Below are 26,996 nucleotides of genomic sequence, written 5' to 3' on the forward strand. Positions count from 1 at the left end.
CATGATTACAACATTTGACGGCTTACGCAGGCAGTTAAACTTAAGCCAACAATTTACGAGCAAGGAACAATTGAATGATTTGGCCTCCTGGTGTAAGGAACATATATCACAAGATGTTGTCTTTACAGGTACTGATAAAGAACGCTATACAGCTTACATGAAATTGGCCGAACACTATTTGACCGTTTTTTTACCTGTGGCATCCCGAGATTTCAGCGCTGTGGATCCTGCCCTGAATCATATGAACTGCATTCAATATGCGGCCTATAAAGGTTACGATCGCTTTTTAGCACAGAAAGCTGAACTGTTCTCTCCTGAATTGCTTAACAAAGGTAATGTTGCAGGGATGACTCCTTTGCATTTGGCTGCTTTAGCAGGGCATATTTATACGGTTAACCAATTACTGTCTTTAGGCGTTTTGCCAGACAAAATAAATAACAATAAGCAATTTCCACTTTATACGGCGTTAGTTTTACCTATAATATATGAAGCAAAACTGAAGCAAACCAAAATAGGGATATTTCGTTTGTTGCTTGCCAAAATGCCTGCACTGGTGAACGCTGTCGATACTAATGGCGATACGGTGGCGCATTTAATGGCAAGTAACGGTTTTGACACACTGATCCAGGAACTCCCGCGGCATCTTTTATTTGTTACTAATAATTTTTTGAAATACCCCATTCATGTAGCCATTTTAAATCGCCAGTTATCGGTTGTCGAAAAATTAATGTCTATTCCCGAGATGAGTGGCGTCCGGGATGCAGAAAAGCGTACGCCACTGCATTATGCTGCTCAATACGGAACCGAAGAGTTTGCGGCTCTTTGTTTTAAGGACAAGAAATCTCTGGAAGCCCGCGATACTTTTGGGATGACACCCTTATTGAGTGCTGCAAAAAGTGGAAATCTTCCTGTAGTGCAATGGCTGGTAGGACAGATGGCGAATGTGAACGCAACCGATTGTCAAGGGCAGACGCTGTGGGATTTGGCAGCACAAAGTAAAAACAATAATTTGATGGTCTGGGTTTCCAGGATATGCGGAACAGATGCTAATTCATCTCAGGAACATCAGATGAAATTTTGATCCCGTCTTACCCAATCATCCCGGGATTATTCCAAATATGCAGCGTTGCATAACTGCGCCAGGGGCGCCAGACCTGTGATAGTTCTTCTGCATGTTTTGCACTGATACCCCCCAGATTTTTGCGGATTACTATATCTTCCTTAACAAAGGCATCAGGCCAGCGCAAAGCACGCATAGCTATGTAATGTGCTGTCCATGGGCCAATGCCTGGCAGTTGTTCCAGCTTTTGCATAGTGAGCTCCGGATTCATGCCTCCATCAAGACAGAGGGTTCCGGAACTGTAAGCCTCTGCCAAAGCAAGAATGCATCGTGCCCGTGTACTGATAATCCCCAGTTCGGCAATATCATTGACCGTCTTTTTACTTATATCTGTTGATAAGGGGGTGAGGCGGTCGAGTTCCGGAAAAGGGGTTTCAATGTATTCACCAAAAGCCTGGGCAAATCGACAGGAAAGCGTGGTGGCTGCTTTAACGGTGATTTGCTGGCCAAGTACCGCTCTTATTGCCATTTCAAAGCCATCAAAAGCTCCAGGGACTCGAAGGCCAGGATTTTTATTCACTGCAGAGGACAAATGAGGATCTTTCATCAAATGTGCGGCAATAAGATCGGGTCGTGCATTTAAATCAAATAAATGGCGGAGTTGGCATAGCAGGGCGGGTAATACCGGGGTCAGGGAGGAAGACAGTTCTACTTTTAATGCATAACGTTCAGGAGCATGAGTTACTTTTATCCATCCCTTATAAGAGCCCAGGCGCACAGTGCGCATGTAACTGTCCTCACTGATTTGTTCAACCCCTTTTATCATTCTGGCTTTAAGAAATTCGAGCAGGCTTATCCAGTTGTAAGGTGGCCGATAGTTCAATTGCAAACTTAAGGTAGCGGGTAAGTCGTGCTCTTTATTTTCCCTGGTAATTGCTTTACGAAAATGGGTAGGCGGCATTTTGTAATGCGTGCGAAATACTTCGTTAAAACGGCGTAAACTGCTAAAGCCGCTGGCAAAAGCAATACTAATAACGGGCAAGCAGGTTTCGCTAAGTAATTGTTTCGCCAAAAGCAAACGGCGAATTTGAATTAATTCAATTGGGGATGTGCCAAACTCCTTATGAACGATACGACGTAACTGGCGAGAGCTGATTGCAAATTGCTGGGCAATTGCCTCAATAGAGAGCGCATCAATGATTTGCCCTTCTTCCAGGCGTTGGGCAATTAAATGGGCGGTACGGCGCGTACTGTCCACAGGGGCATTACCTGGCGCGAGTTCAGGGCGACAACGCAGGCACGGTCGAAACGATTCTTTTTCAGCTGCTTCACGGCTATTGAAAAACCGGCAATTTTCCTGTTTGGGTGTTTTGGCAGGGCAAATGGGTCTGCAATAAATACCAGTGGAAGTAACACCAGTAAAAAAAACGCCATCAAAGCGAATATCACGTGATAGCAGGGCATTATAAGCTACATTATTATCAATCATGACAGCTAATCATTTAGAGGTTCTTATCTAAGTTTAGAACACACAGCATCACGTGGCTCGCCGTTTTCGGACATGAATAGAATACCAGTTTCCATGTCCGAAAACGGCGAGATAAATGAGTACATTGCATTATAATTTAAAGAGATTACCAGCAGGACGAAAAAAATGAATTATTGTTACAAAATGATGACATCACCAGTGGGTGAGTTGAAATTGGTTGCCACGGAACACGGCTTGGCAGCGGTGCTGTGGGAAAATGACAAACCTGGCCGGATTCCTTTAAAAGAATTGCAATTAAATGAGCAGCTCCCTTTACTCCTCAACGCCGAACAGCAATTAAACGATTACTTTGCGCAAAAGTTAAAGCAATTCACTCTGCCTCTTCACATGTCAGGGACTGAATTTCAAAAGAAAGTCTGGCATGCATTAATGACCATCCCCTTTGGTGAAAAGCGCACTTATGCCCAGATAGCAAAACAAATTGGCCATGACAAAGCGGTGCGTGCTGTAGGTGCTGCTAATGGTAAAAACCCGATATCAATTATCGTCCCATGTCATCGGGTTATCGGTTCTGATGGTGCTTTGTGTGGTTTTGCAGGAGGGCTTGATACCAAAGCGTATTTGCTTGAAATGGAAAGCCTGTGCCCGTGAATTCAGAGAAAAGTTGCTCCGAAATAGCACAGTGCGTAGCCCGGTCTGCTCGCAGCCGGGATAGAAGTGGCAATGAGCCAATCCCCATATTACAGCTACAAAATAAGTAGCACACCATGCCAAATCAGGGAGATCCTTCGCGCAAAAAAACGCGCTCAGGACGACGTAGATCGAGGAACGATGTGAATCCGGGAAGGAACAGACATTTGCTGTCACAGTCTCTTTTAATACAGCCAACTGTTCCGTTTCCTTAACTCATTGAATTTATTGTTCTATTAATTGGCTCGTGATACACTTCCAGTCATGAAAATTATCCTTGCAATCACCTGCTTTTTGATAAGCAACCTGGGCTATACCTTTTCCTGTTATGATCCGCAAACGATCAAACAAAAGCCCATACTCTTTGATAAAGAGCGCATTAAACTGACCCGCGAATACCAATTGACCCATTACGGCATCAATTCGAAATCAATTGAAATTGAGCCTAAAATGATAGTCTTGCATTGGACATGCATCTCATCCCTTGATGTCACGTTCCGAATTTTCAATCCATCTGCCTTACCTAAAAGTTCTCCGCGAAGAAGTGAACTGCCAGGCGATTTGAACGTTTCCAGCCACTATCTGGTCGATCGAGATGGCAGTATTTATCAGCTCATGCCAGACAACTGGATGGCAAGACATGTTATAGGCCTCAATCATTATGCAATAGGCATTGAAAATATTGGCGGCGTTGATGGTAAAGATGATTTAACCCCTGAACAAGTTAAGGCAAATGCCTTTCTTGTTTGTTATTTAAAGAAGAAATACCCGACTATCGAACGTGTTATAGGCCATAATGATTATCTGAGCTATAAAAACACGCCATTATGGTTAGAGAAAGACCCCAATTATCAAACAGACAAAACCGATCCTGGCCCAACCTTCCTGGCCAAAGTAAAAAAATTAATCGCAGCATCTTAGTTTTCAGATACTCCCTGCCCCGTTCGAGCGGAGGAAGGGTGGTAACCCCGTCTCGAAGCAGGCACCAAGGCAAAAAGTTTGTGCCAGTGCTTCGAGACGGCGCAAAAAGCCGCGCCTCCTCAGCACGAACGGATTGTGCCAGGGCAAAAAAAGTTACAGTGTTATTCAGAACTGATGTGAACTCCAAATAAGGGTTTTATTATTCCATCCCACTTACCGGCCCGTTCGTGCTGAGGAGGGGTGGTAACCCCGTCTCGAAGCATGCATCAGGGCAAAGGTTTTGTGCCAGTGCTTCGAGACGGCGCAAAAAGACGCGCCTCCTCAGCACGAACGGATTGTGCGAGGGCAAAAAAGTTACAGTGTTATTCAGAACTGATGTGAACTCCAAATAAGGGTTTTCTTATTCCATCCCACCCACCGGCCCGTTCGAGCTGAGGAGGGGTGGTAACCCCGTCTCGAAGCATACTCAGGGCAAAAGCTTTGTGCCAGTGCTTCGAGACGGCGCAAAAAGACGCGCCTCCTCAGCACGAACGGATTGTGCGAGGGCAAAAAAAGTTACAGTGTTATTCAGAACTGATGTGAACTCCAAATAAGGGTTTTATTATTCCATCCCACTCACCGGCCCGTTCGAGCTGAGGAGGGGTGGTAACCCCGTCTCGAAGCATACTCAGGGCAAAAGCTTTGTGCCAGTGCTTCGAGGCAGCGCCAAAAGCAGCACTTCCTCAGCGCGAACGGATTGTGCGAGGGCAAAAAAAGTTACAGTGTTATTCAGAACTGATGTGAACTCCAAATAAGGGTTTTCTTATTCCATCCCACTCACCGGCCCGTTCGAGCTGAGGAGGGGTGGTAACCCCGTCTCGAAGCATACTCAGGACAAAAAATCTGTGCCAGTGCTTCGAGACGGCGCAAAAAGCCGCGCCTCCTCAGCACGAACGGAGCGTGCCAATGCAAAAATCTTGCTTCTTTTCTAGAACTCCGACAACTTAATAGCATTAGGCACTTCGCTTAGCCACTCCCTAAAATTACCTTTCCCCCGAAACCAAATAAACAGTAAGATTAAACTGATACTCCCCTTCATATTTTTTCTGACATTCATCATCAAAATAGCGTACCAGTGCGTCATTTACTTCCCTGACTTCTGATTCAGAAAGTTGCCCCTGGTAAAAGGCAATACCATTTACAAATTTTTTAAAAACATCCAGCGAAGGCAAGGTGATGGATTCACGGCATAATTGCACGTTCAAATTTTTGCAGGAGATAGTTTCCAGTCTTTTCGCCAGATTCTCCAGATTGGAATAATTCACAGGTGGTTTAAAATCATGCAAGGTTTTAAATTGTCCTGAATCTCTGAGCGCATAATAACCCATGATAAAGGGATCATCACCGGCCGGAAAAAGAGTAAAGAATTTTCCTCCGGGTTTCAGGGCGTTAACCATGTTTGTAAAGGCTTTGTGAATATCATTAGCCCATTGTAAACACCAAAAGGAGACAAGATAATCAAACTGTGCGTTAAACTCCATACTAAGTACATCAGCCTTTTTCAGAGAAAAATTGGGATAATCTTCACAGACTTCCTGAGCCAATTGCAGCATATTTTCCGAGGCATCAATTCCCAGAACTGAACCTTGAGGTACCTTATCAAGAATCTTGCGCGTGTAACTGCCATTGCCACAGCCTATATCCAATACTTTAGCCGATGGGTTGATTCTTAAATCGGATACATAATGATCGGCGATTGTTGCTTGAATATAAGAGCCAATCGCATAATCACTAGCCGGCCAATCACGTTCAGACATCTTTACTCCCTTAAAATTCAATAATCAATTGATAAATATAGCCCTACGCGAATTAAAAAGTCCAATGTGTAGAGGATAAAAAGATCTGGTCTCAATACCTGCTTTTCATTTAGTATGACAGCGGTGCCTGATAACAGGAATTATTTATTTAATAAAGGAGTATTGCATGTCGCATCAAGCGCAACAAAAAGTAGTGTGTGTTCTATACGATGATCCAAAAAGCGGTTTCCCACCCCAATACGCCCGTGATTTCATTCCTGAATTGGCTCAATACCCAGATGGCCAAAGTCTTCCTTCGCCATCGACAGTTGATTTTAATCCTGGTGATTTATTAGGTTCTGTAAGTGGTGGCTTAGGTTTAAAACATTTCCTGGAACATCAGGGACATCGTTTTGTAGTGACCAGTGATAAAGAAGGCCCTAATTCAGTATTTGCCAAAGAATTGAAAGATGCCAATATAGTCATCTCTCAGCCGTTCTGGCCTGCTTATTTAACCCGCGAACGTATAGAAAGTGCTCCCAATTTAAAATTGGCCATTACTGCAGGAATTGGTTCGGATCATGTCGATTTAGCGGCAGCCATGGAACATAACATTACGGTATGTGAAGTGACGTTCTGTAATAGTATCAGTGTTGCAGAACATACAGTGATGATGATTTTATCCTTAGTGCGTGATTTTATTCCTCAATATCAAACGGTACTGAATGGCGGGTGGAATATTGCTGATTGTGTAAGTCGTTCCTACGATTTGGAAGGAATGCAGGTGGGGGTTGTGGCTGCAGGTCGAATTGGTTTAGCTGTTTTAAAACGCTTGAAACCTTTTGAGGTAGGGTTACATTATACGGATAGACATCGCTTGCCCTTGGAATTGGAGAAAGAATTAAATCTAACTTATCACCCTACAGTTGAATCCCTGGTCAAGGTATGTGACGTGGTATCCATCCATTGTCCTCTCCACCCGGAGACAGAGCATCTTTTCGATGAGCAATTAATTAAAAAAATGAAACGCGGCAGTTATTTGATTAATACGGCCCGCGGGAAAATCTGCAATAAAGAGGCTGTTGCTGACGCGCTTAAGTCAGGCCATTTAGCCGGCTACGCTGGTGACGTCTGGTTCCCTCAACCTCCAGCAAATGACCATATCTGGAGAACCATGCCTCATCATGCGATGACACCTCATACTTCAGGTACTTCCTTGTCTGCTCAGGCACGATATGCTGCGGGAGTCAGAGAAATTCTGGAGTGTTGGTTTAATAATAAGCCCATCAGAGATGAGTATTTAATTGTGAACAATGGGCGTTTAGCTGGCGTGGGCTCTCATTCATACAGTGAAGGAAACAGTACCGAAGGTGCTGAGCGTGCTGAGCACTCTTGACCTAATTATTCCATAAAAACTGATTTTATAAAAAGTGGCTACACTTATACCCAGGACATACGAAAATATTGGCTATCCAATTATCAGGGGGAATCATGGCCGTGACTACAGGTCTATCAGGTAATGAATTATTTTGTCTGGCATTAAAAAATTATGCACCCGGGACTATAGTTGTGGGTAATAGCGTTCATTCCCTGGGCATCATCGGCAGTGTTGGCTCAGGCCTGAAAGCGATGTTAGGAGGTGAATTACAACAAATTACCAGCCTTATAGAAGAAGGAAGAGAAACAGCCTATAAACGCATGTTACAAGAAGCGGTTACTAATGAGGCGACTGGCATCACCGGTGTAACCAGCCAATTAATCATCCACGGTGGTAATGTTGAATTTCTATCCATAGGATCAGTAATTCACGCTGTAAATGGTGCCGACAGGGCTAAATTTTCTACCTCTGCTGATGGACAAGAATTATATGCACAGTTGGATGCAGGCTATAGGCCCATCTGTTTTTCCTTTGGTAATGTTGCTTACTCTATGGGGCTGGGCCGCGGCCTTTTGGGTGGTTTAAAAACTTTGGGGCGAGGCGAAATCAAGGAGTTTTCTGATATCTTTAACAAGACACGGCATCTGGCTTTAAACCGGATCATTGATCATGCCCGTACCTATAAAGCCAATGCGGTGTTGGGGATTAAAACAACGGTTTTACCCTTCGGAGGGGTTAATGAAATGCTGATGATTGGTACTGCATCGCACAATGAGCAGTTAAACACAGATGCGGGTAATGATATAGTAACCAGTGACATGACCAATATAGAAATGTGGAACATGGCGAATATGGGGTATGCGCCTATGAAGTTATTATTGGGGACGTCCGTATATTCTCTGGGGCTGCTTGGCGGCATCACCTCTACCTTAAAGTCTTTTGTCAGGGGTGAAATCAATGAATTAACCCGTATGATTTACGATGCCCGCGAAAATGCCATTGCAATTATTAATGAAGAAGCACGATCCATAGGTGCTGATGATGTAGTAGGGGTTAAAACTTATGTCTACCAATTAGGGAATGGATTGATCGAGTTTTTTGCCATTGGCACCGCGGTAAAAAAATCATCCCGCATTAAAACCGAATCAGAACAACTGCCTCCTCAGGCTATAGTCGTAGATAAAGATACCTTCTATGATTCCAGAAATGCCGAAGGCTTGAGTGTTAATGTGAATCAGGGCTCAAAACCAATCAATAACAGTTCTATGTCTTTGTTGGTTCCTGCTTTGGTTATTATTGTCTTGGTAATTATTCATTTCCTATTGAACATCTTTAGATAGTCTGTAATTATTCTGCAATTCCCGTCAGATTTGAACGTGACTCTTCATGCAACGCTAAAGAGTCATGTCAACAAAGAGGTGTTATCAATATGAGTTTGACCAACAAAATCGTTCTTATAACCGGAGCTTCCAGCGGTATAGGCCAGGCATGTGCCAGAGTATTGGCGGCTCAAGGCGCCAGGCTTATTTTGAGCGCCCGCCGTTCAGAGCGATTGGAGGCTTTGGCTAAAGAGCTGAGTCAGAAACACCATAAAGAACACTATATTGTCCCCCTTGATGTCCGTAATAAAGACCAGGTAAAGCAGCAATTGGGTTCTTTACCTGAAGAATGGTCTTCTATAGATATTTTAATTAATAATGCCGGTCTGGCCTTAGATACTTTACCTTTAACTGAGGGTATTGAAGATCATTGGGACACCATGATTGATACCAATATAAAAGGTTTGCTTTATGTTAGCCGTCAGGTAATTCCCGGTATGGTACAGCGTGATGCGGGGCACGTGATTAACATTGGTTCTATTGCTGGTCATGAATGTTATCCTAATGGGAATGTCTATTCGGCAACGAAACATGCAGTGCATGCTTTGTCTAAATCCATGCGCCTTGATCTGTTAGGAAAAGCAGTGCGCGTCACAGAAATAGCGCCAGGAGCGGTAGAAACAGAATTTAGTGAAGTCCGTTGGAAGGATAAAGAACGCGCGCGTGAGTTTTATAAGGATTTTCAGCCTTTATCTGCGGAGGATGTTGCTGATGCTATTTTATACTGCATCACTTGCCCGGCCCATGTCACCATAGAAGAAATGATAATCATGCCTACGGTACAAGCCTCTGCCAATCATATGGCTAGAAATAAAAAGTAAATTACAGTTTTATTTGTATAAAAATTTGCCAATAAGAGTAATAATGGTCTATTATTACTACATATAGGTAATGACTAATCCCGATTGAACCAGTAAATAATTATAGATTGGGAGGTTGTTTTGGAGAGTGGTGTGTAAGCCTGCAATAGAGCAGGAAACCTTAAGCTCTGCATAAATCTCCATTGTGCGTATTGGTCGTGGCTCAAGATACGGGATGTCGTTACCTGTACTATTTCAACCTTAAATTTCCCGCCAGGCTTGCCAAAAATGCCACTCAACGGATGCTTTTTCCTTGAGGTGATTTGAGTAAATATTGAACATGTCGTATAATTAAATGACAATCATTGCCAGGATGCTATCATGAAAAAATTAGTTACTGCTCTTGTTGTCAGTGTGCCCTTGGTATTCTTATCGGGATGTGCTGTAGAAACAGTTTCAGTTGTTGATACAGTCGCCTACGATCCAGGCTATACCAATGATTATGTTTATTCCGTTGGCTATTATAATAACAGACCCTATTGGGGAAATAACTATTATTATTCAAGCTATTGGGATAATTACGGCTATTGGGGTGGTGGTTATTACAACGGGTATTGAAATAGCCAGTTTTGCAATTAAGTTAAAGAGTTCCGCCGTGCCGCGGCTTGTCCGCGTGATCCAGAGATCTAAGTTCTGAGTGATATTCCTGGATCCCGCGGACAAGCCGCGGGACGGCGGAGTAGTGCTTAACTTAATGGTAGTGCTTCCAATCCCACTCCCAGAACCCCGTCGTCCTGAGCGCGTCTTTTTGCGCGAAGGATCTCCTGAAAGTGGCATGGTGCTAAAGTCAGGAGATCCTTTGCGCAAAAAGACGCGCTCAGGACGATGGCGGGTATTATTCTTTGGCTCGAGATACGTATTCACCTTTACGGGTATCTACTTTAATCAATTCACCAGTCTGAACGAATAAAGGTACACGTACCACTGCTCCTGTTTCCAGTTTGGCAGGCTTGCCACCGCCACCAGAAGTATCACCTTTAAGGCCTGGATCCGTTTCAACAATTTCTAAAATAACGAAAGTAGGTGGCATTACTTGTATCGGATCATTATTCCATAAAGTAACGATACAAATGTCTTGTTCTTTCAGCCATTGTGCTGCATCTGCAAGAACTGCTTCATTCAGTGCATACTGTTCAAAGTTTTCAGGAACCATAAAATGCCATTGCTCACCATCATTGTACAGATATTGCATTTCAACATCAGCAACATCAGCAGAAGGTAAGGTATCGCCTGATTTAAAGGTACGTTCAACCACGCGACCTGTTTTTAAGTTACGAATTTTAATACGGGTAAATGCCTGGCCTTTACCGGGTTTTACAAACTCACAGTCAAGGATGCTGCATGGGGCATCATCAACCATTACCTTTAAGCCGTTTTTAAATTCATTGGTACTATAAATTGCCATTAGAACTCCACAGTTGAGATTTTGCTCAATTTTCGCTACAGTTCGCACAGTTTATCAAGTCTGTTTAATTAATGCGAGATACCTCTTTGAGTTGGCAAAAAAAATTAGCAATGGGATTCACCTCTGCAACTGATTTATTAACTTTTTTAGAATTGCCAATACAGGATCCGGGCCTTGCCGAAAAGCAATTTCCCAGCCGTATTCCGCAAGGGTTTGCCGAAAGGATGCAAAAAAGCAATCCTCAGGATCCTTTGTTATTACAGGTTCTTGCTTCCACAGCGGAATTGGAGCAAGTGGAGGGGTATGTACTCGATCCTTTGGTTGAGGCCGATGCCAACCCAGTGAAAGGCTTGATTCATAAATACCATGGGCGAGTGCTGCTCACGGTAACTGGTATTTGCGCGGTGAATTGCCGTTATTGTTTCAGAAGGCATTTTCCCTATCAGGCTAATAATCCCGGTCGCAACGGTTGGCATGAGGTCTATGAGTACATCGCCCGCGATCCGAGTATTACCGAGGTCATTTTAAGTGGAGGTGATCCTTTACTCGCCTCTGATCTGGTTTTAGCTGAATTGATTCGCAATCTGGAGAACATTCCCCATCTGCAAACCCTGCGCATTCATACCCGTATTCCCGTGGTGTTGCCTGAGCGTGTCCATGATGAATTAGTGCAAATGCTGCATACCAGCCGGTTAAGAAAAGTAGTGGTTCTGCACTGTAACCATGCCCAGGAACTGGATGACAGTGTGCAACAGGCTTGCCTGACCCTGAAGAATGCCGGCTGTCATTTGTTGAATCAATCGGTGTTACTGGCTGGAGTAAATGATGATCCACATGTTTTGGCTGCTCTGAGCCATACCCTCTTTGCATATGGGGTTATGCCCTATTACCTGCATGTTCTTGATAAGGTAAATGGAGCAGCTCATTTTGATTTGCCTTTTTCCCGCGTTCAGGCCATTTATCATCAATTGCAAACTCTTTTACCCGGATATTTATTACCTCGCCTGGCTCGAGAAGAGCCAGGAAAGGCAAGTAAAACATTGCTATTGTAGTCAGATCACGTGGTCTTCTTCCTGATACAGGGCAATTAACTTCTCCTGAGCACAATTATTACCTTGAATACTAGGCTTATAAGTACCATCGCTTTGCATTTCCCAGGTATTACTGTTGTCTTTCAGGTAATTTTTGATGATTTCATTCTTGATGCGCTTTTTACATTGCTCATCAAGAATAGGGAACATAATCTCAATACGGTTATATAAATTCCTTTCCATCAAATCTGCACTGGCGCAGTAAATGTGCTCTTCTTCCTTGATACGGAAGTAGTAAATGCGATGATGCTCCAGGAAGCGGCCAATAAAGGACAGAACTCGTATGTTCTCTGATACTCCAGGAAGGCCTGGTTTTAAACAGCATACTCCCCGCACGAGAAGATTAATTTTAACTCCGGCTTGAGAGGCTTTGTACAATGCCTGAATGATTACTTTATCGGTTAACCCATTCACTTTCAGCATAATTTCGGTATCAACGCCTTCCGCAGCAGCCTGACTGCATCGTTCTATATGCTGCAGCAGAGTTTTTTGCAGGGTAAACGGAGAATGACTTAAGGCTTTTAATTTAACAACCCGGCCTAAGCCTGTTAATTGTTGAAAGATAAATTGGGTATCCGCAGTTATAGTGGGTTCGCAGGTTAATAAACCTATATCAGTATAGCGTTTGGCTGTTTGTTCATGATAATTACCGGTACTTAAATGCACATAGCGTTTTAATTTACCGTGTGTTCTTCTCACCACCAGAGTCATTTTGGCATGAGTTTTATAACCTACCACACCGTAAAGAACCAAAATGCCTGCGGCATGCAGTTTATTAGCCAGCTTCAAATTGGATTCTTCATCAAAACGGGCACGCAGTTCAATTACGGCCGTTACTTCTTTACCTGAATGCGCGGCATTAACCAGGGCATCCACCATGACTGATTCAGAGTGGGTTCGGTAAAGGGTCTGGTTTATCGCAAGAACATTGGGGTCTGCCGCTGCTTGCCGGACAAAATCGATGACCAGGTTAAAACTTTGGTAAGGGTGATGGAGTAATATGTCTTGTTCGTCGAGGACATTAAATAAATTGCGCTCAGATTTTCTTAATTTGGGGTATTGGGCATTGAAAACAGGATAATTCAAATCTGGCCTGTCAATGCTGTTAATAGCGCTCATGTATCTTTGAATGTTTACCGGCCCATCACAATAATAAGTGTCTTCATGACGTAAATGGTATTTTTGTAACAGGAAATCAACAATTTTTTCAGGACACTTATTCTCAATTTCCAATCGAACCACATGGCCGTAATGACGAGAGAAAATTTCTCTCTGCACCGCCTTGGCCAGGTCATCAATTTCTTCCTCGCGCAAAAACAAGTCACTGTTTCGTGTCAGGCGGAAGGAATAGCAACCGCTTATTTCCATTCCAGGAAACAAGCTGGCTACATGCGTTTTAATAATGGAAGAGAGATAAACGAAATAATGTGCATCGCCACATAATTCAGACGGCAAGTGAATCATGCGTGGAATGGAGCGGGGCGCATGAATGACTGCATAATTAATATTACGATCAAAGGCGTCCTTACCGCTCAGGGCAATGATAAAGTTAAGGCTTTTATTGATAAGCCTGGGTAATGGATGTGCCAAATCAAGCGCTATAGGGCTGATAATTGGCAGAATTTCATGTTTAAAATAATGCTTGGCCCATAAATGAATGTCATCCGTCCATTGATGAGTGTCGAGAAAGTGAATGTTTTCTTTACGCAATGCAGGCAACAACTGCTTGTTAAATATACCGTATAATTGATCGATTAATTCATGCGCCTTTTGACTGATATGGCTAAAGGCCTCATCAGCGCGTAACCCGTCTATGGTTAATTTGCCTGATGACAGGGCAATCTTTTCTTTAAGTCCGGCAACGCGAATTTCAAAAAACTCGTCCAGATTGCTGCTGCAAATACTAAGAAACCGCATTCTCTCTAATAGAGGGACGCGTTCATCATTGGCCAGCATGAGCACCCGTTGATTAAAGGCTATGGCAGAAAATTCTCTGTTGATATAATACTCTGGATTATCCAGCGCTATTTCCAAGGGTAACTCCATTTGTTTACTGTTAAATTCAGGTTAGAGCTTAATCAGGAAAAACTCAAGCCACAGCGCATTATCGCACCAGGAAAAAGCAGGCCGCGATAAAACCCAGAAAACCATAAAAAGGTGAAACATTAAAAAAGGCCAGGCCAATAAAAAAAAGAATACTGACGATTGCTATAGAAATAGAAAAATACATATCGACTACCCCTTGCGCTACGGAGAAGGTTGCCGCAGCCAGCAATGCCAATGCGCCGTATTGTACGGCGATCATTACTTTACGTGTTGTGGGCCCATTATGGGTGGCAAGCCAGTGATAGCCCAGGATTGCCATTACCAGCCCTGGCAGATTCAGGCAAATGACTGCAAGAGTCGACCCCAAAAGGCCGCCCGCTTTATAGCCAATAAGCGCGGATAATTTCACTGCGGTTAATCCCGGAAACAAAAAACTGGTGCCCAACATGCCTATGAATTCTTCATTACCCACCCAATGTCTGTAGCCAACAGCCTCATACTCGAGCAGCTTTAACATCGAGTTCCCACCACCCAGGGAAATGATGCCAATTTTTCCAAAGCTCAATATGATTTGTAACAACGTTGTGATCATAGTTTTGTTATGTTTTTCAGGAATGTTACATATTCGCAGGAAACCTGGTTGCCCAGCAAGAGTTCACTTAAGGTTTCGACTAAAAAAAGGGATTTTCCTTCAACGCAGGCACTAAAATAGACTGCACCCTTTACTTCAAGTCGTGCCAGCTCAAGTTTAATATTGGGATGGGTATGGAATTTATAAATAAACGCTTCTTTTTTAACAAAAACAGCTCTCCCTTCTTTTCTGGCCTGATGGGCCATTTCGTGTAACTCTGGGCTATTATCGTCTGCATCCAGATTGATTTTAATTCCAAATCCTGCTGCTGAAGAGGTTTTTCTGATGACAGGTTTGAATTGCAGTTCATCGCGCCGGGTTTTGATGTTGTAGTCACTGTGGGGGAGGAGATAATAGGTATCCTCTTTGTGCTTTTGATGGTAATTAGCCAGATCCAATAAGGAATCATCGATATTGCACAAGCTGATTATCTGATCTGCCGGCCAAAAAAAACGCCTCTCCCATTTTAAGTCGTCTTGTTCATTATCCACAAGACCCGATAGAGGGATTTCCTTTTTGTGCGAAAATTCAAAATTCCAAACCAGTCGTTGAATCATACTATTTCTTCCATGCATATATACTTACGCTAGATGATGAACACAAATTTAGCAAGTTTGACCTCCTGATATTAATCTTTCAAAGCATATGGATGGATGCTCGCAAAATGAAGCGTAAAGAGTATATACTACGAATCTTATCTGCAATAATAAAAAAGCAAAGGAAGGTATTTAATGGCTATTCTATTCTTTTTAATTTATCTCGCATTCACTCTTGTTGTTCTCTATCGGGCAGTGAACCCTCTGGTTTGGGAGATTGGGAGTATAGTTTATTTAATTCCAGCTACCTTCGTTTTAGGGTTTCCCTGGATAATAGGCTTGTTGATCTGGGCTGCTGTGATTATTGCCGTTTTAGTCATTCAGGTTGAGCCTGTACGTATTTTTATTGCTGATTATTTTTATAAAACCGCAGGCAAATCCATTCCTAAGCTATCTAAAACCGAAGAAGAGGCTTTAAATGCTGGTGATACCTGGCTGGAGCAGGATATTTTCACAGGAACACCTGATTGGGACCGGCTTGCACATGTTGCAACAGAACTGTCTGAAGAAGAACAGTCTTTTATCGATAATGAAACTCAAATCCTCTGTAGTATGGTGGATGACTGGGAAGTCAGTCAGGAACGCGATCTGCCGGTAAAAGTCTGGAATTACATTAAAGAGAATGGCTTTTTAGGACTGGTAATTCCCAAGGAGTACGGTGGCAAAGGGTTTTCAGCGCGCATGCATTCTGATGTTGTAATGAAAATAGCCAGCCGCTCAGGTGTGGCTGCTGTAACAGTCATGGTGCCCAATTCATTAGGCCCAGGCGAATTAATCAATTACTACGGAACGGATGAACAGAAGAACTATTATCTTCCTCGTCTTGCCAAGGGTATTGATATTCCCTGTTTTGCCTTGACTGAGCCAGGCGCAGGTTCTGATGCAACATCGATTCAGTCAGATGCTATTGTTGTTAAGAAGAAAATTGATGGAAAGTCTGTATTAGGTCTGAACATTACTTTAGACAAGCGATGGATTACTTTGGCGCCAGTAGCGACTTTAATTGGCCTTGCAGTTAATTTAAAAGACCCTGATGGCTTGTTACAAGGTGAAGGCGAAGAGGGAATTACCTGTTTACTGATTCCCAGAGACACTGAGAATCTGGAAATTGGCAACAGGCATTTACCCGCTGACCAACCGTTTATGAACGGTACTTTACGTGGTAAAGATATTTTCGTACCAATCACCACCATCATTGGCGGACAAAAGAAAGCCGGAGCTGGCTGGCAAATGTTGGTAGAGTGCCTCTCCATCGGCCGTTCAATCTCCTTACCTGCTTTGGGTACTGGCTCTTCTTCAATTTCATATCTGACCGCAGGGGCTTTCGCCCGAATTCGCCGTCAGTTCAATGTGGAAATTGCCCAGTTTGAAGGTATAGTTGAAAAACTGGCGGAAATAGCCGGATTAAATTACTTAATCAGCTCCACTCGCTTGTTAACTGTAGCAGCGGTAAATGAACACAAAAAACCATCTGTAGCATCGGCGATTACCAAATATTTTAATACCGAACTGGCACGAGTTGTAGTGAATTCAGCTATGGATGTTCATGCGGGACGTGCGGTTGTGGTTGGTCCCCGCAATTATTTAACCGGATTTTATCAGGGTGTTCCTATTTCAATTACGGTTGAAGGCGCGAACGTCATGACCAGAAACCTGTTGATCTTTGGTCAGGGCTCTATGGCTTGCCATCCCTACATCCGTGATGAGTTTTACGCGGTTTCCAGTGACAATAAAGAAGCATTCAGGGACATACTCTGGAAGCATATCCATTATTTTATGCAGAATTTTGCTAAAACCGTATGTTCTGCCTGGACTGGCGGCCGGTTCATTTCTGCTCCTGCCAACTCCATGAAGAGAGAATACCAGCGTTTGGCGCGTTTAAGTCATGCTTATGCCTGGCTTGCGGATCTGTCATTAATTTACCTGGGCGGTGATTTAAAACGTAAAGAACGAGTATCAGCACGGCTTGCGGATGGTATGTCTTATCTTTATATGGCCATGGCTGCTTTACGTAATGTAGAGTTAAATCAAGATCATCCAGATGAGCAAGTACATGCGCAATGGGCTGTTGCTTATTGTTTCTATCATGCACAGAAGTCGCTAATCGCTCTTTGCCATAATTTCCCTTCCAAACTATTGGGTTTCCTTGCACGCCTGATTGCTTTTCCTTTTGGGCAAACCATGAAATACCCAACAGATAAACTGGATCAGAAACTGGCGCGTTTAATGACAACCAATAACCATTACCGTGATCGATTGAAAAAATACATTTACCTTGCAGGAGATCCTTCACAACCTGTAGATCGAATGGAACATGCATTGCAGCTTATCATTCAAAACGAGGGATTAAGCAAAAAGGTAAGTGATTTAAAACGACTGAAATTTGGTAATCTGAAAGAAAAACTGCAGGAAAAAGTGAGCAACAATGAGTTGAGCCAACAGGAAATGAATGATTTGCTGGCGACTGAAGAAGCACGTTGGGATGCTATCCTGGTTGATGAGTTTACTTTTGATTCAATGAAGAAGAAAACCTTCAATTCAGTAACGGATACAATTAAGTCTCCACTGCTATAAAATTTACATACTTTTAACAGCTATTAAAAATCCAGCTGCCAGTAAAATGGCGCTGGTTTGCTATACTAAGGTTACTCGGTTTGAATTATGCATAGTGAATTAATAGCCTATCAAAGTGATATTTAGAGAGATCAATTATGGTTAGACTGCCTCTTAAAGATGAATTACTCGCCGCCATGAAAGTCGCAGAAAATGACATAGATGCAGCCAACTATTTGGTACAGCGATTTAAAGAGATATTAACTGAAGCCAAGATGCTGGATAAATCGAAGGACATCCTGGAAAAAGTTGAAGATTTTGCAAAATACGTCCAGTTTAAATTGCTTTCCAAATCTCAGCCCTGGTCTGGAGAGGCTGGAGAGAAAAGCAACTTTGCCAACATGCAGAGCAATATAGCTGATGATGCAGCAACGAAACTAAAAGGTGCAATTGAGAATGGCGAAATCAATGGCAATATAAAACTGGATATGGCTTTGAATGATATGGCTCAGTTGTTGCGGGGATATTCTGCCGATGGGAAAGCATTAGATTCTAAAGCAGTTGATTTGCTGGATAAATTATTCAATGCCTGGTTAGCGGAGAATGAGGTAGTGAGTAAAGGAAGCACCTTGCATGAATGTGATGAAAATGGCCAGGCCAAGGAACAGAATCCGGCGGAAAAACAGAAAATGGTAGAAAAGATCAAAGAATTAATAACTAATAATCAGGAAGGTTTTGCCAAGTACCTGAAAGATAAAGGTATTCCAATTACCATTCAACAGCATAAATACCCAGAAGCTCGCAGTGAAGCAGAGAAAGAGCAGGATGTGAAGGCTGCTATAGAAGCTGGTACGGATAATAAAGAAGGCATGGCGGATGAAGAAGGTGTTCGTGCTGGTCCGTCAGAAGCTTCTATCTAAGCTTATTGACTGAAAAATCTGTTCGCGGCAATCAATCGTTCCATGGAGCCTATGTCATACCAGGCTCCATGATGGAGTGAGCCTGTGGCTTTGTTTTGAGCGGTATGATAGCGAATCAACGGCGCAACAGAATAGCGTCCCTGTTTGCAGGTCGAGAAAATCCGCGGATGATAAGCGGCAATTCCTGCAAAAGTATACTCGGGGTTTTCATTATTCAGTTGGTTCCCATTAACCAGGCTAAAATCACCATGATGCTGTAATGAGGGATTTTTATTCGTCAGAATAAGATGCATTGAGGTCACTTGTTCCATGTTAAGACTGGTGAAATCAAAATCAGTATAAATATCGGCATTAACTGTTAGAAAAGGGCAATCCCCCAATAATGGGAGTGCTTTGACAATCCCTCCACCTGTTTCCAGGCCTCCTGGAGGTTCTGGCGAATAAGATATAGTCACTCCATAACGTGTGCCATCCCCTAAATACTGTCTGATCTTGCCACCAAGATAAGCATGGTTAACGACCAGCTTTTCGAAACCGGCCTTTGCCAGATTGATGACATGGTGCTCTATCAGCGGTTTACCGTTTACGATGCAAAGTGCTTTAGGTATGCGTTCTGTAAGCGGTTTTAAGCGTTCACCGCGTCCTGCTGCCAGGATCATTGCAACGTTCATGGTAATAAAACTCTCTTCTGGAGAAAATTAAAGAAAGGATGAAATTCTTCATAAATTTCAGAGCATTCAAGGACATAATTCAGAGTTAAGGGTAAATCCTTGAGGTACCCTGATTTTCCATCACGCAAAAACAGGCGGCTAAAAACACCAAGCACCTTAATATGCCTTTGCAATCCGCACAGATCAAAAGCGCGAATAAATTCAGCATAAGAATAGTGTGTTTGGGCTACGGTACTGTGTTCATAAAAAAACTGAACCCATTGCAGCACTTTATTTCTTGGCCATGAAATATAACAATCCTTGAGCAGTGAAACCAAATCATAAGTCAACGGTCCTCGCATGGCATCCTGAAAATCAATAACTCCCAGAGCAGATTCATGATGATTGTCAATAATCATCAAATTACGTGAATGATAATCGCGATGAATAAATGTCAGCGGTTGTTGCGATACTTCCTCAGCGATCCGTTCCATAGTTTCCTTAACCAGCATCACCTCACTGTTTTGCAGATCCAGTTTAAGGTAAGCATCGAAGAACCATTCATTGCATACATTCATTTCTTTTAGCATAAATTCTTTATCAAAGTCAGGCAGCATGGGATCATGAATAGAACAGGCCTGGATGTTAAATAAAGTGTTTATTGACTGCTGATAATAAGTGTCAACAGTATTCGAGTTTAACTTACCCAGTAAAAGCTCATCACCAAAATCACTCAACAGCAGAAAACCCTGTTGCAAATCCATAGCAAGAATTGCAGGGGTTGTTACCCCGGTTTTAGCAAGTGTCTGGGCCACATGAACAAAAGGACCCAAGTCTTCCTTCCCTGGTGGAGCATCCATGACAATTTGGCTTAACCCATTGTATTGAATACGAAAATACCTCCTGAAACTGGCATCACCTGTCAATGAGGTCAGAATAAAATCTTTCTGTGGAATGATGCTAACCAGCCACTCTTTCAGTGCGTTTTCTCGATCATACATGCTATACTTCCCATCTTTTATTTCAGGCATACAATGAGTGTACTCATCATCAATGAGCTTCATGGTGTGCATAATAAGGCATTTTGTTAGCTGTGAACATGACGTTTTATAAGAAGCTAATCAGTTTTTTTTCATCCATCGCTTTTAGGCGGGATTTATTCTATGGCTTCAGATCGTTGCCAGGATTGAAAAAAAGCACTTTTGCTTCAAAAAAATGGATATTGATGGGGGTTGGAGTGTCTGTTTCTCTGCCGCTTTTCATTATTCATCATACTATGGCACATGCCTCTCAGTTTATTGACGAGCCTGTTCTGGCTTGTGTCATTGCACGTGATGTCGATTTAACTGATGCCATAAGGTCCCAGTTTTCACAATGCCTGGGCTGGAAATCTGATCAGAGCTCTCCAATATGTCTTGGTGCTTACCAGCCATTAGCCGTTACACCCTTATCTAATCCAGATGAAATCCGTATTCTCGCTGATAATGTTTCCTTTTATCGTGATCAGCGTTCTACGCTCTCAGGACATGTGGAAATTCAACAAGGGCAGCGTGTGGTTAATGCTCAGACTGCCTATGTGTATCGTGATTCTAAAACCAATCAGGTTACAAAAATTGAATTTTTGGGCGAAGTGCATTATCTGGAGCCTGATAAGCTGATGATTGCCCGTAAGGCCGTAATTAATCCGCAAGATAAATCCGGTGAAACAGAAGATGTGCTTTACCGTTTTAATACAGAAAAAAATAAAGCGGTACTATCAGCCTGGGGACGGGCAAGTTTTATCAGGCGTTTCGCGAATAAGGACTACTTATTACGACAGGCAACCTATACGACCTGTGCCCCGCAAGACAAAGCCTGGGACATACAGGCTGAATCCATTTCTATAGATGATGCCAACGCAAAAGGGGTTGCGCGTCATGCTAAACTGAGAATACGCGAGTGGCCAGTATTTTATTCGCCCTATTTAAGTTTTCCAACCAATAAAGAGCGTAAATCAGGCTTTCTGATGCCAATTGTTGGTATGTCCAATGTCGGCGGTTTTGATTTTGGAGTCCCTTATTATTGGAATATGGCTCCTAATTATGACCTGACCTTTACTCCTCATGCATACACCAAACGTGGTGTCATGGCTGGTGGAGAATACCGTTTTCTGACTCCTGACAGCCGTGGCATTCTCAGCGGTAATTTCCTGCCCAACGATAAAGCCTACAAGCATTTTCTGGAAAATAATGAAGTGTTATTCCCCGGATTACAAGGCAAGTCAACCAACCGTTGGTCCGTTGGGGTTTTAGAGCAAACACGATTTACTCCCAATCTGCAATTAAATATTAATGTGCAACAAGTTTCTGATGACTATTATCTGCAGGACTTCAGCACTAATCTGGCAACCATAACCCAGCGACAATTATTGCGCCAGGCTGATTTAACCTATTCCACAGAAAACTGGATTTTTAGAGGTATGGGACAAAGCTACCAGACCTTACACCCAGTCAATGAAACACCTGTCTCACCAGTGTACGAACGCTTACCTCAACTTATGGCGCGTGGGTATTATTATGATTTACCGTTTAATGCCAATTTGAATATTTTGGGACAATATGATCAATTTCATTGGCCCAGTGACAGATGGAATAATCCACTGGTCGGAATGCCACAAGGGCCTCGTTTTCACTTTAATCCCATATTGTCAGTACCCGTTACCAAACCCTGGGGATATATTACGCCTTCGGTACAATTCGTAGAAAATTATTATGAAGTACAAAATAATTATAACCTTGATAATTATTATCTGTGGCAACGTCATGTCGATTTTAATCGAACTATCCCACGATATAGTGTAGACAGTGGTTTGTATTTTGAGCGTGATCTCCATTTGGGCGGAAGTGCGTTTACACAAACACTTGAGCCCAGGCTCTTTTATTTAAGGGTACCTTACCAAAATCAAACACCTATCCCTGTTTATGATTCAGGGTTGATGATTTTTAATATGGATCAATTGTTCAGGACCAACCGGTTTTCAGGATTCGACCGTATCGGTGACGCAAATCAGCTGGCTTACGCTCTGACTACCCGCTGGTTATCTGAAGATACAGGTATAGAGCGAGCCAATTTTTCTATAGGGCAAATCAAATATTTTTCAGACCGCCGCGTGCAGTTGTGTCAAAGCCCTACGGGTTATTGCATTGACAGTCCTTATACCTTTGGAAATTTATCGTCAACCTCTGGAACATCACCCATAGCATCCAGAGCGGTTTATTATTTCAATCCTGTTTGGCGAATTACAGGTGATTACATCTGGGACACGGCTACAAAAGCCACTAATAATGCTGATTTAAATTTACATTACCAACCCGTAGAGAATGGTATAATCAGTGGTGGCTACAGCTATTTAGTCAATGGCGATATAACTCAGGTACGGCATAGAGCCTCTGAAAATAATGCTTTGCACCAGGCCATTTTGGCATTTGCATGGCCTGTAAGTGATAGATGGAGCACCATAGGCGCATACAGTCATAACATTAGTAAAAATTACAGTATGATGTCATTATTTGGCATGCAATATGATAGTTGCTGCTGGGCTGTCAGGGTGCTTGGAGGTCGAACCTTTAAGAGTTTAAATGCGGGATACGAGCCACAATACAATAATAACGTATACCTGCAATTATTGTTAAAAGGATTAGGTACGGTAGCAAATAGTGATCCGTATAATATACTGACTACTTATATTCCGGGATATAATGATCCATTCCGCAGGTGAATTAGGATATAAATTAACCAAATCTGCTTGTATTTTGGTTAAGAATAACCTAAATTGCCGGCTAAGAGTAAATGAGGGTTAAGGCATGTTTAAAAGAATAACATTGGTATGCGTCTTGTTTTCAGTAATGGGTATTGCTGAAGGAAAGCAATTATTAGATAAAGTGGTTGCATTGGTTAACAATAGCGTTATTACTTCCAGTGAGCTGAATGCTCAGGTTGAATTATCTAAAAAACAAATTCTTGCTCAGAAAATGCAAATGCCCAAAGAATCAGTGTTGCGCAAGCAAGTATTACAGCATTTAATCGATGTCGATTTGCAAATGCAATTGGCGAAACAACACGGTCTTACCGTTGATAGTACGGAGTTGAATAACGCTATCGAACGAATAGCAACCATGAATCACATCAATATTTCCCAGTTACGTGAGGAAATTACTCGGCAAGGTATCAGCTGGCAAGAGTACAGACGTAATATCCGTAAAGAAATGATTCTCAGCCGTCTGCAGCAAAAAGCGGTAGGAAAAGACATTCAGGTCACTAATGAACAGGTAGAACAGTATTTAAAAACAGCCAGCAAAACGGATAATACCGAGTTAACTTTCCATCTGCAAAATATAGTCATACCTTTAAATGAAGAGCCAACGTCTGAAGAGGTCAAAAAGGCTAAAGCGGATGCAGAAAAACTCTTGGTCAAAATCAAAAAGGGTGAAGACTTTAGTCGTTTAGCTATTGAAGAGTCCAGTGGTGAAGTCGCATTGGAAGGCGGTGATTTGGGTGAGCGGCATTTGGCTGAGCTACCTGAAATTTTCGCAAAAGAAGTCGTTCATATGAAAGTTGGTCAGGTCGCAGGGCCTTTGAGAACCGGGAATGGATTTCAATTAATAAAATTGGTTGCCATTGGTGGAGACAACCAACATCACGTGATTACCCAAACTCATGTGCGTCATATTTTATTAAAACCGGATGCCAGCATGCTGCCTTCCGAGTCAATGAAGCAAGTGAATAACATTTATCAACAAATAAAATCAGGAAAAGATTTCGCACTCATGGCCAAGCAATATTCCCTGGATGCAGCAAGTGCTGTTAAAGGTGGCGACTTGGGCTGGGTTAATCCAGGTGAGTTGGTTCCTGAATTTGAAAAAACCATGAATAATTTACCGTTGCATAAAGTAAGTCATCCGGTGAAAACTCAGTTTGGCTGGCATTTGATTGAAGTAATTGCCCGCAAGCAGAAGGATGACTCCGAAGCCTTCAAGAAACAGCAAGTCAGACAATTTTTACAACAACGCAAATTTGCTGAAGCAGTACAAAACTGGCAACAGCATTTACGTACTGAAGCTTACGTCAATATAGTAGACAAGGATCTGGCGTGAAGCCACTGCTTATCAGCAGCGGTGAGCCAGCAGGAGTCGGGCCAGATTTGTGCCTGACACTTGCTGGTTTTGATTTACCCATAGTTGTTCTGGCGGATCATAATCTTTTGATACACAGGGCACGTGAACTCAATATAACAGTTCATTTGCATGAATATAAATCTGGACAGACCATACATACTGAACCCGGACATTTAACCATCTTGCCAGTTTACTGCCCTATTCCAGTTATCAGCGGTCAATTGAATCCTCAGAATGCTGCTTACGTTCTTGAGATGCTTACTTTAGGAATCACCCTTTGTTCTCAAGGCGAGTTTTCTGCATTTGTCACTGCCCCTGTACACAAAGCTAACATCAACGCAGCGGGAATTCCGTTTACCGGGCATACTGAGTTTCTGGCAGAGTTTTTTAATATCGATGATGTGGTAATGATGCTTGCCTGTGAACAAATGAGAGTTGCATTAGTGACTACGCACCTTCCTTTAAGCCAGGTATCTCAGGCAATAACTGTTGAATTAGTTAGTAAGGTGATTAATCAGGTACATCAATCATTAAGAAATGATTTTGGAATAAAAAATCCCAGAATAAAAGTTGCAGGGTTAAATCCTCATGCCGGGGAGTCAGGATATTTGGGGCGCGAGGAAATTGAAGTGATTACACCAGCTTTAATTGAATTAAAAGAACAGGGAATTGACGTGAAGGGGCCTCTTCCTGCAGATACCATGTTTACTAACGAAGACAGTTGTGATGCATATGTAGCGATGTATCATGATCAGGGATTACCGGTTTTGAAATATGCCGGCTTTGGTCAATCAGTTAATGTTACATTAGGTTTGCCCATTATTCGTACTTCAGTCGATCACGGAACTGCCCTGGAATTGGCAGGAAAAAACAGTGTTGATTCGGGAAGCATGTTAGCCGCAGTAACTATGGCATTGAATATGGCGCGCACAAGGATGAAGTAATGAAAATTATTAGTATGATTGCCGCAATAGATGAGGGGAATGGATTAGGCATCAATAACCAGTTGCTTTGTCATTTACCTGCAGATTTACAGCATTTCAAAAACATTACCATGGGAAAACCAATTATCATGGGACGCAGTACCTTTGAATCCATAGGTAAACCGCTTCCGGGCAGATTGAATGTTGTATTAAGTCGATCTTTGAAACAAATTGATGGAACTGTTGTTGTAGATTCTTTAGATAAAGCTATTGCAGAGGCCAGCAATGCTGCCGAAATTATGATTATCGGTGGGGCAGATTTGTTCAGGCAATCTTTGAATATAGCGAACCGATTGTATATTACACGTATACATCATCATTTCACCGCAGATGTATTTTTTCCTAATATAGATGAATCAACATGGGTATGCAGCGAAAAGGTGTTCCGTGAACATGATGAAAAAAACAAGTACGATATGACTTTTCTTACCTATGATAAAAAAGGGCTAAATAATAGCCCATTCAATTAATAATATGAGTGTGTTCTTCTTGGCGCAGGAGAATGTACAACCATATCCTGCATCCTGCTGAGTATACGATAATTATCTGTGATTATTTCTTTGCCCGCATAACTTATATTACAGTGTTTATGACCTCGCCATGTTTTACCTGGCTGAATACTGTTACGGAAGTTACTCTGACAGACAAACAAAATATTTCCATTGGTATCTCTGCCAATCGGCACTGCACCGTGACCAGGACGCTCCCAATTATAGTGACCGAATTCATGCTGATTAGGAATTGTAAACTGATCTACTATATATTCCTTACCGCCATATGGAACATTACAACGGTCATAACCTGCCCAGGTCTTACCTGGTTGTATGCTATTAAAGAGTTTCGCGCGACAAAGAAATAAAATCTTGCCATCAGTATCGACACCAATTCTTAATGCATCAGTTAAAGGTGAGCGCAGATGTTGGTGAACCGTAGTATGATGATGAATAATTTGCTGGGCAAAAATCACCTGTACAGACAGTAATAATAAAAAACAGGAAATGACTCTTAGCATAAAAACCTCTTTAAAATTGGAAGCAGACAGGATATCTTAAGGAGAAATTATGTTCAACATGAACATACAAAAATCGATATGGTTTAGAGTGATTTAATTTAAAAAACAATTTTAAAAAAATACAAAAAAGTGTTTGACACTGAAGTCGAAATCAGTAGAATACGCAGCACGCCTTCGGGGCAACGTTCATTAAGAAGAGAGAAGACAAACTGTGTGGGCACTTTGAAAAACCTTTGAGTGCTTGAGAAAGAAATAAAGAAGTAAAGAAGCTAGTTAGTTCTAGCACAGGAATTGAACTGAAGAGTTTGATCCTGGCTCAGATTGAACGCTGGCGGTATGCTTAACACATGCAAGTCGAACGGCAGCATTATCTAGCTTGCTAGATAGATGGCGAGTGGCGAACG

Annotated in this window: 23 protein-coding genes and 1 rRNA gene; 15 read left to right on the forward strand and 9 right to left on the reverse strand. The window is 42.4% G+C overall.

Translation table 11 applies throughout. From position 1 onward, the window contains the following. Position 1: 1 nt before the first annotated feature. Positions 2 to 1,081 carry an ankyrin repeat domain-containing protein gene (locus B094_RS0111720; RefSeq protein WP_018578006.1) on the forward strand — a complete coding sequence of 360 codons (1,080 nt, stop codon included), beginning with the start codon at positions 2 to 4 and terminating at the stop codon, positions 1,079 to 1,081. 7 nt (positions 1,082 to 1,088) lie between these two features. Here B094_RS0111720 and B094_RS0111725 read toward each other — a convergent pair whose 3' ends face one another. Further along, positions 1,089 to 2,549 carry an AlkA N-terminal domain-containing protein gene (locus B094_RS0111725; RefSeq protein WP_018578007.1) on the reverse strand — a complete coding sequence of 487 codons (1,461 nt, stop codon included), beginning with the start codon at positions 2,547 to 2,549 and terminating at the stop codon, positions 1,089 to 1,091. Between the two features lie 165 nt (positions 2,550 to 2,714). On the opposite strand from B094_RS0111725, the gene B094_RS0111730 reads away from it, so the two are divergent. Both B094_RS0111730 and B094_RS0111735 read left to right on the forward strand, forming a co-directional pair. After that, positions 2,715 to 3,200 (forward strand): methylated-DNA--[protein]-cysteine S-methyltransferase, encoded by a 486-nt coding sequence (locus B094_RS0111730; protein WP_018578008.1) that lies wholly within the window; start codon positions 2,715 to 2,717, stop codon positions 3,198 to 3,200. Positions 3,201 to 3,503: 303 nt separating this feature from the next. Beyond that, entirely contained in the window at positions 3,504 to 4,160 is a 657-nt protein-coding gene (locus tag B094_RS0111735; RefSeq protein ID WP_018578009.1) for an N-acetylmuramoyl-L-alanine amidase, read from the forward strand. A 1,022-nt stretch (positions 4,161 to 5,182) separates the two neighbouring features. Here the strand turns inward: B094_RS0111735 and B094_RS0111740 are convergent. Beyond that, positions 5,183 to 5,956, reverse strand: coding sequence for a class I SAM-dependent methyltransferase (locus tag B094_RS0111740; protein ID WP_018578010.1), 774 nt, complete (start codon positions 5,954 to 5,956; stop codon positions 5,183 to 5,185). Between the two features lie 166 nt (positions 5,957 to 6,122). On the opposite strand from B094_RS0111740, the gene B094_RS0111745 reads away from it, so the two are divergent. The 4 genes from B094_RS0111745 to B094_RS0111760 all read left to right on the forward strand — a co-directional run bounded on the left by B094_RS0111745 (position 6,123) and on the right by B094_RS0111760 (position 10,110). After that, positions 6,123 to 7,331 (forward strand): NAD-dependent formate dehydrogenase, encoded by a 1,209-nt coding sequence (locus tag B094_RS0111745; RefSeq protein WP_018578011.1) that lies wholly within the window; start codon positions 6,123 to 6,125, stop codon positions 7,329 to 7,331. A gap of 95 nt (positions 7,332 to 7,426) precedes the next feature. Beyond that, positions 7,427 to 8,653, forward strand: coding sequence for a heavy metal-binding domain-containing protein (locus tag B094_RS0111750; protein WP_018578012.1), 1,227 nt, complete (start codon positions 7,427 to 7,429; stop codon positions 8,651 to 8,653). An 89-nt stretch (positions 8,654 to 8,742) separates the two neighbouring features. Beyond that, positions 8,743 to 9,513 (forward strand): SDR family NAD(P)-dependent oxidoreductase, encoded by a 771-nt coding sequence (locus tag B094_RS0111755; RefSeq protein ID WP_018578013.1) that lies wholly within the window; start codon positions 8,743 to 8,745, stop codon positions 9,511 to 9,513. Positions 9,514 to 9,873: 360 nt separating this feature from the next. After that, complete coding sequence (locus tag B094_RS0111760; RefSeq protein WP_018578014.1) at positions 9,874 to 10,110, forward strand: hypothetical protein; 237 nt, start codon at positions 9,874 to 9,876, stop codon at positions 10,108 to 10,110. 277 nt (positions 10,111 to 10,387) lie between these two features. Here the strand turns inward: B094_RS0111760 and efp are convergent, their stop codons facing one another. After that, positions 10,388 to 10,957 carry an elongation factor P gene (efp, locus tag B094_RS0111765; RefSeq protein ID WP_018578015.1) on the reverse strand — a complete coding sequence of 190 codons (570 nt, stop codon included), beginning with the start codon at positions 10,955 to 10,957 and terminating at the stop codon, positions 10,388 to 10,390. Between the two features lie 71 nt (positions 10,958 to 11,028). On the opposite strand from efp, the gene epmB reads away from it, so the two are divergent. Further along, a complete protein-coding gene (epmB, locus tag B094_RS0111770) occupies positions 11,029 to 12,009 on the forward strand; it encodes an EF-P beta-lysylation protein EpmB (protein ID WP_018578016.1) in 981 nt (326 codons plus the stop codon). On the opposite strand, the gene ppk1 is transcribed toward epmB, so the two are convergent. From ppk1 to B094_RS0111785, 3 genes are all read right to left on the reverse strand, one after another. Then, the gene (ppk1, locus tag B094_RS0111775; protein ID WP_018578017.1) at positions 12,010 to 14,082 is read right to left on the reverse strand and encodes a polyphosphate kinase 1; all 2,073 of its coding nucleotides are present in this window, start codon (positions 14,080 to 14,082) and stop codon (positions 12,010 to 12,012) included. It abuts the gene before it with no gap. A 70-nt stretch (positions 14,083 to 14,152) separates the two neighbouring features. Further along, positions 14,153 to 14,686, reverse strand: a complete 534-nt coding sequence (locus tag B094_RS0111780) for a chromate transporter (RefSeq protein WP_018578018.1) — start codon at positions 14,684 to 14,686, stop codon at positions 14,153 to 14,155. Beyond that, positions 14,683 to 15,282 carry a hypothetical protein gene (locus B094_RS0111785; RefSeq protein ID WP_018578019.1) on the reverse strand — a complete coding sequence of 200 codons (600 nt, stop codon included), beginning with the start codon at positions 15,280 to 15,282 and terminating at the stop codon, positions 14,683 to 14,685. The genes B094_RS0111780 and B094_RS0111785 overlap by 4 nt, the downstream gene beginning before the upstream one ends. A gap of 174 nt (positions 15,283 to 15,456) precedes the next feature. Here B094_RS0111785 and B094_RS0111790 point away from each other — a divergent pair, with 174 nt between their 5' ends. Both B094_RS0111790 and B094_RS16555 read left to right on the forward strand, forming a co-directional pair. Then, positions 15,457 to 17,895 carry an acyl-CoA dehydrogenase gene (locus B094_RS0111790; protein ID WP_018578020.1) on the forward strand — a complete coding sequence of 813 codons (2,439 nt, stop codon included), beginning with the start codon at positions 15,457 to 15,459 and terminating at the stop codon, positions 17,893 to 17,895. A gap of 137 nt (positions 17,896 to 18,032) precedes the next feature. Beyond that, entirely contained in the window at positions 18,033 to 18,794 is a 762-nt protein-coding gene (locus tag B094_RS16555) for a hypothetical protein (RefSeq protein ID WP_018578021.1), read from the forward strand. Between the two features lie 2 nt (positions 18,795 to 18,796). Here B094_RS16555 and murU read toward each other — a convergent pair whose 3' ends face one another. Together murU and B094_RS0111805 are read right to left on the reverse strand one after the other, a co-directional pair. Beyond that, a complete protein-coding gene (murU, locus tag B094_RS0111800; RefSeq protein ID WP_018578022.1) occupies positions 18,797 to 19,465 on the reverse strand; it encodes an N-acetylmuramate alpha-1-phosphate uridylyltransferase MurU in 669 nt (222 codons plus the stop codon). After that, positions 19,462 to 20,445, reverse strand: coding sequence for a phosphotransferase (locus tag B094_RS0111805; protein ID WP_018578023.1), 984 nt, complete (start codon positions 20,443 to 20,445; stop codon positions 19,462 to 19,464). Before B094_RS0111805 ends, murU begins: the two co-directional genes overlap by 4 nt. A 275-nt stretch (positions 20,446 to 20,720) precedes the next feature. Here B094_RS0111805 and B094_RS0111810 point away from each other — a divergent pair, with 275 nt between their 5' ends. From B094_RS0111810 to B094_RS0111825, 4 genes are all read left to right on the forward strand, one after another. Then, a complete protein-coding gene (locus B094_RS0111810) occupies positions 20,721 to 23,201 on the forward strand; it encodes an LPS-assembly protein LptD (RefSeq protein ID WP_420324224.1) in 2,481 nt (826 codons plus the stop codon). Between the two features lie 85 nt (positions 23,202 to 23,286). Next, positions 23,287 to 24,576, forward strand: a complete 1,290-nt coding sequence (locus tag B094_RS0111815) for a peptidylprolyl isomerase (RefSeq protein ID WP_018578025.1) — start codon at positions 23,287 to 23,289, stop codon at positions 24,574 to 24,576. Further along, the gene (pdxA, locus tag B094_RS0111820; RefSeq protein ID WP_018578026.1) at positions 24,573 to 25,541 is read left to right on the forward strand and encodes a 4-hydroxythreonine-4-phosphate dehydrogenase PdxA; all 969 of its coding nucleotides are present in this window, start codon (positions 24,573 to 24,575) and stop codon (positions 25,539 to 25,541) included. The genes B094_RS0111815 and pdxA overlap by 4 nt, the downstream gene beginning before the upstream one ends. Continuing rightward, positions 25,541 to 26,050 (forward strand): dihydrofolate reductase, encoded by a 510-nt coding sequence (locus B094_RS0111825; protein WP_018578027.1) that lies wholly within the window; start codon positions 25,541 to 25,543, stop codon positions 26,048 to 26,050. The genes pdxA and B094_RS0111825 overlap by 1 nt, the downstream gene beginning before the upstream one ends. Here B094_RS0111825 and B094_RS0111830 read toward each other — a convergent pair. After that, positions 26,047 to 26,592, reverse strand: coding sequence for a DUF3421 domain-containing protein (locus B094_RS0111830; protein WP_018578028.1), 546 nt, complete (start codon positions 26,590 to 26,592; stop codon positions 26,047 to 26,049). The two genes, B094_RS0111825 and B094_RS0111830, sit on opposite strands and share 4 nt — an antisense overlap. Positions 26,593 to 26,885: 293 nt before the next feature. Here B094_RS0111830 and B094_RS0111835 point away from each other — a divergent pair. Next, positions 26,886 to 26,996, forward strand: a 16S ribosomal RNA gene (locus B094_RS0111835); the annotation flags it as partial.

Source organism: Legionella shakespearei DSM 23087, assembly GCF_000373765.1.
GTDB classification, from domain to species: Bacteria; Pseudomonadota; Gammaproteobacteria; order Legionellales; family Legionellaceae; genus Legionella; species Legionella shakespearei.

Excerpts from the sequence above, each read along its gene's own strand:
- B094_RS0111825 (WP_018578027.1), top strand. The coding sequence starts at position 25,541 with ATGAAAATTATTAGTATGATTGCCGCAATAGATGAGGGGAATGGATTA.
- B094_RS0111730 (WP_018578008.1), top strand. The coding sequence starts at position 2,715 with ATGAATTATTGTTACAAAATGATGACATCACCAGTGGGTGAGTTGAAA.
- B094_RS0111740 (WP_018578010.1), bottom strand. The coding sequence starts at position 5,956 with ATGTCTGAACGTGATTGGCCGGCTAGTGATTATGCGATTGGCTCTTAT.
- B094_RS0111755 (WP_018578013.1), top strand. The coding sequence starts at position 8,743 with ATGAGTTTGACCAACAAAATCGTTCTTATAACCGGAGCTTCCAGCGGT.
- B094_RS0111760 (WP_018578014.1), top strand. The coding sequence starts at position 9,874 with ATGAAAAAATTAGTTACTGCTCTTGTTGTCAGTGTGCCCTTGGTATTC.
- B094_RS0111790 (WP_018578020.1), top strand. The coding sequence starts at position 15,457 with ATGGCTATTCTATTCTTTTTAATTTATCTCGCATTCACTCTTGTTGTT.
- B094_RS0111735 (WP_018578009.1), top strand. The coding sequence starts at position 3,504 with ATGAAAATTATCCTTGCAATCACCTGCTTTTTGATAAGCAACCTGGGC.
- murU (WP_018578022.1), bottom strand. The coding sequence starts at position 19,465 with ATGAACGTTGCAATGATCCTGGCAGCAGGACGCGGTGAACGCTTAAAA.
- B094_RS0111780 (WP_018578018.1), bottom strand. The coding sequence starts at position 14,686 with ATGATCACAACGTTGTTACAAATCATATTGAGCTTTGGAAAAATTGGC.
- epmB (WP_018578016.1), top strand. The coding sequence starts at position 11,029 with ATGCGAGATACCTCTTTGAGTTGGCAAAAAAAATTAGCAATGGGATTC.
- B094_RS0111745 (WP_018578011.1), top strand. The coding sequence starts at position 6,123 with ATGTCGCATCAAGCGCAACAAAAAGTAGTGTGTGTTCTATACGATGAT.
- B094_RS0111750 (WP_018578012.1), top strand. The coding sequence starts at position 7,427 with ATGGCCGTGACTACAGGTCTATCAGGTAATGAATTATTTTGTCTGGCA.
- B094_RS16555 (WP_018578021.1), top strand. The coding sequence starts at position 18,033 with ATGGTTAGACTGCCTCTTAAAGATGAATTACTCGCCGCCATGAAAGTC.
- B094_RS0111830 (WP_018578028.1), bottom strand. The coding sequence starts at position 26,592 with ATGCTAAGAGTCATTTCCTGTTTTTTATTATTACTGTCTGTACAGGTG.
- B094_RS0111725 (WP_018578007.1), bottom strand. The coding sequence starts at position 2,549 with ATGATTGATAATAATGTAGCTTATAATGCCCTGCTATCACGTGATATT.
- efp (WP_018578015.1), bottom strand. The coding sequence starts at position 10,957 with ATGGCAATTTATAGTACCAATGAATTTAAAAACGGCTTAAAGGTAATG.
- B094_RS0111810 (WP_420324224.1), top strand. The coding sequence starts at position 20,721 with ATGGCACATGCCTCTCAGTTTATTGACGAGCCTGTTCTGGCTTGTGTC.
- B094_RS0111805 (WP_018578023.1), bottom strand. The coding sequence starts at position 20,445 with ATGTATGATCGAGAAAACGCACTGAAAGAGTGGCTGGTTAGCATCATT.
- B094_RS0111720 (WP_018578006.1), top strand. The coding sequence starts at position 2 with ATGATTACAACATTTGACGGCTTACGCAGGCAGTTAAACTTAAGCCAA.
- B094_RS0111815 (WP_018578025.1), top strand. The coding sequence starts at position 23,287 with ATGTTTAAAAGAATAACATTGGTATGCGTCTTGTTTTCAGTAATGGGT.
- B094_RS0111785 (WP_018578019.1), bottom strand. The coding sequence starts at position 15,282 with ATGATTCAACGACTGGTTTGGAATTTTGAATTTTCGCACAAAAAGGAA.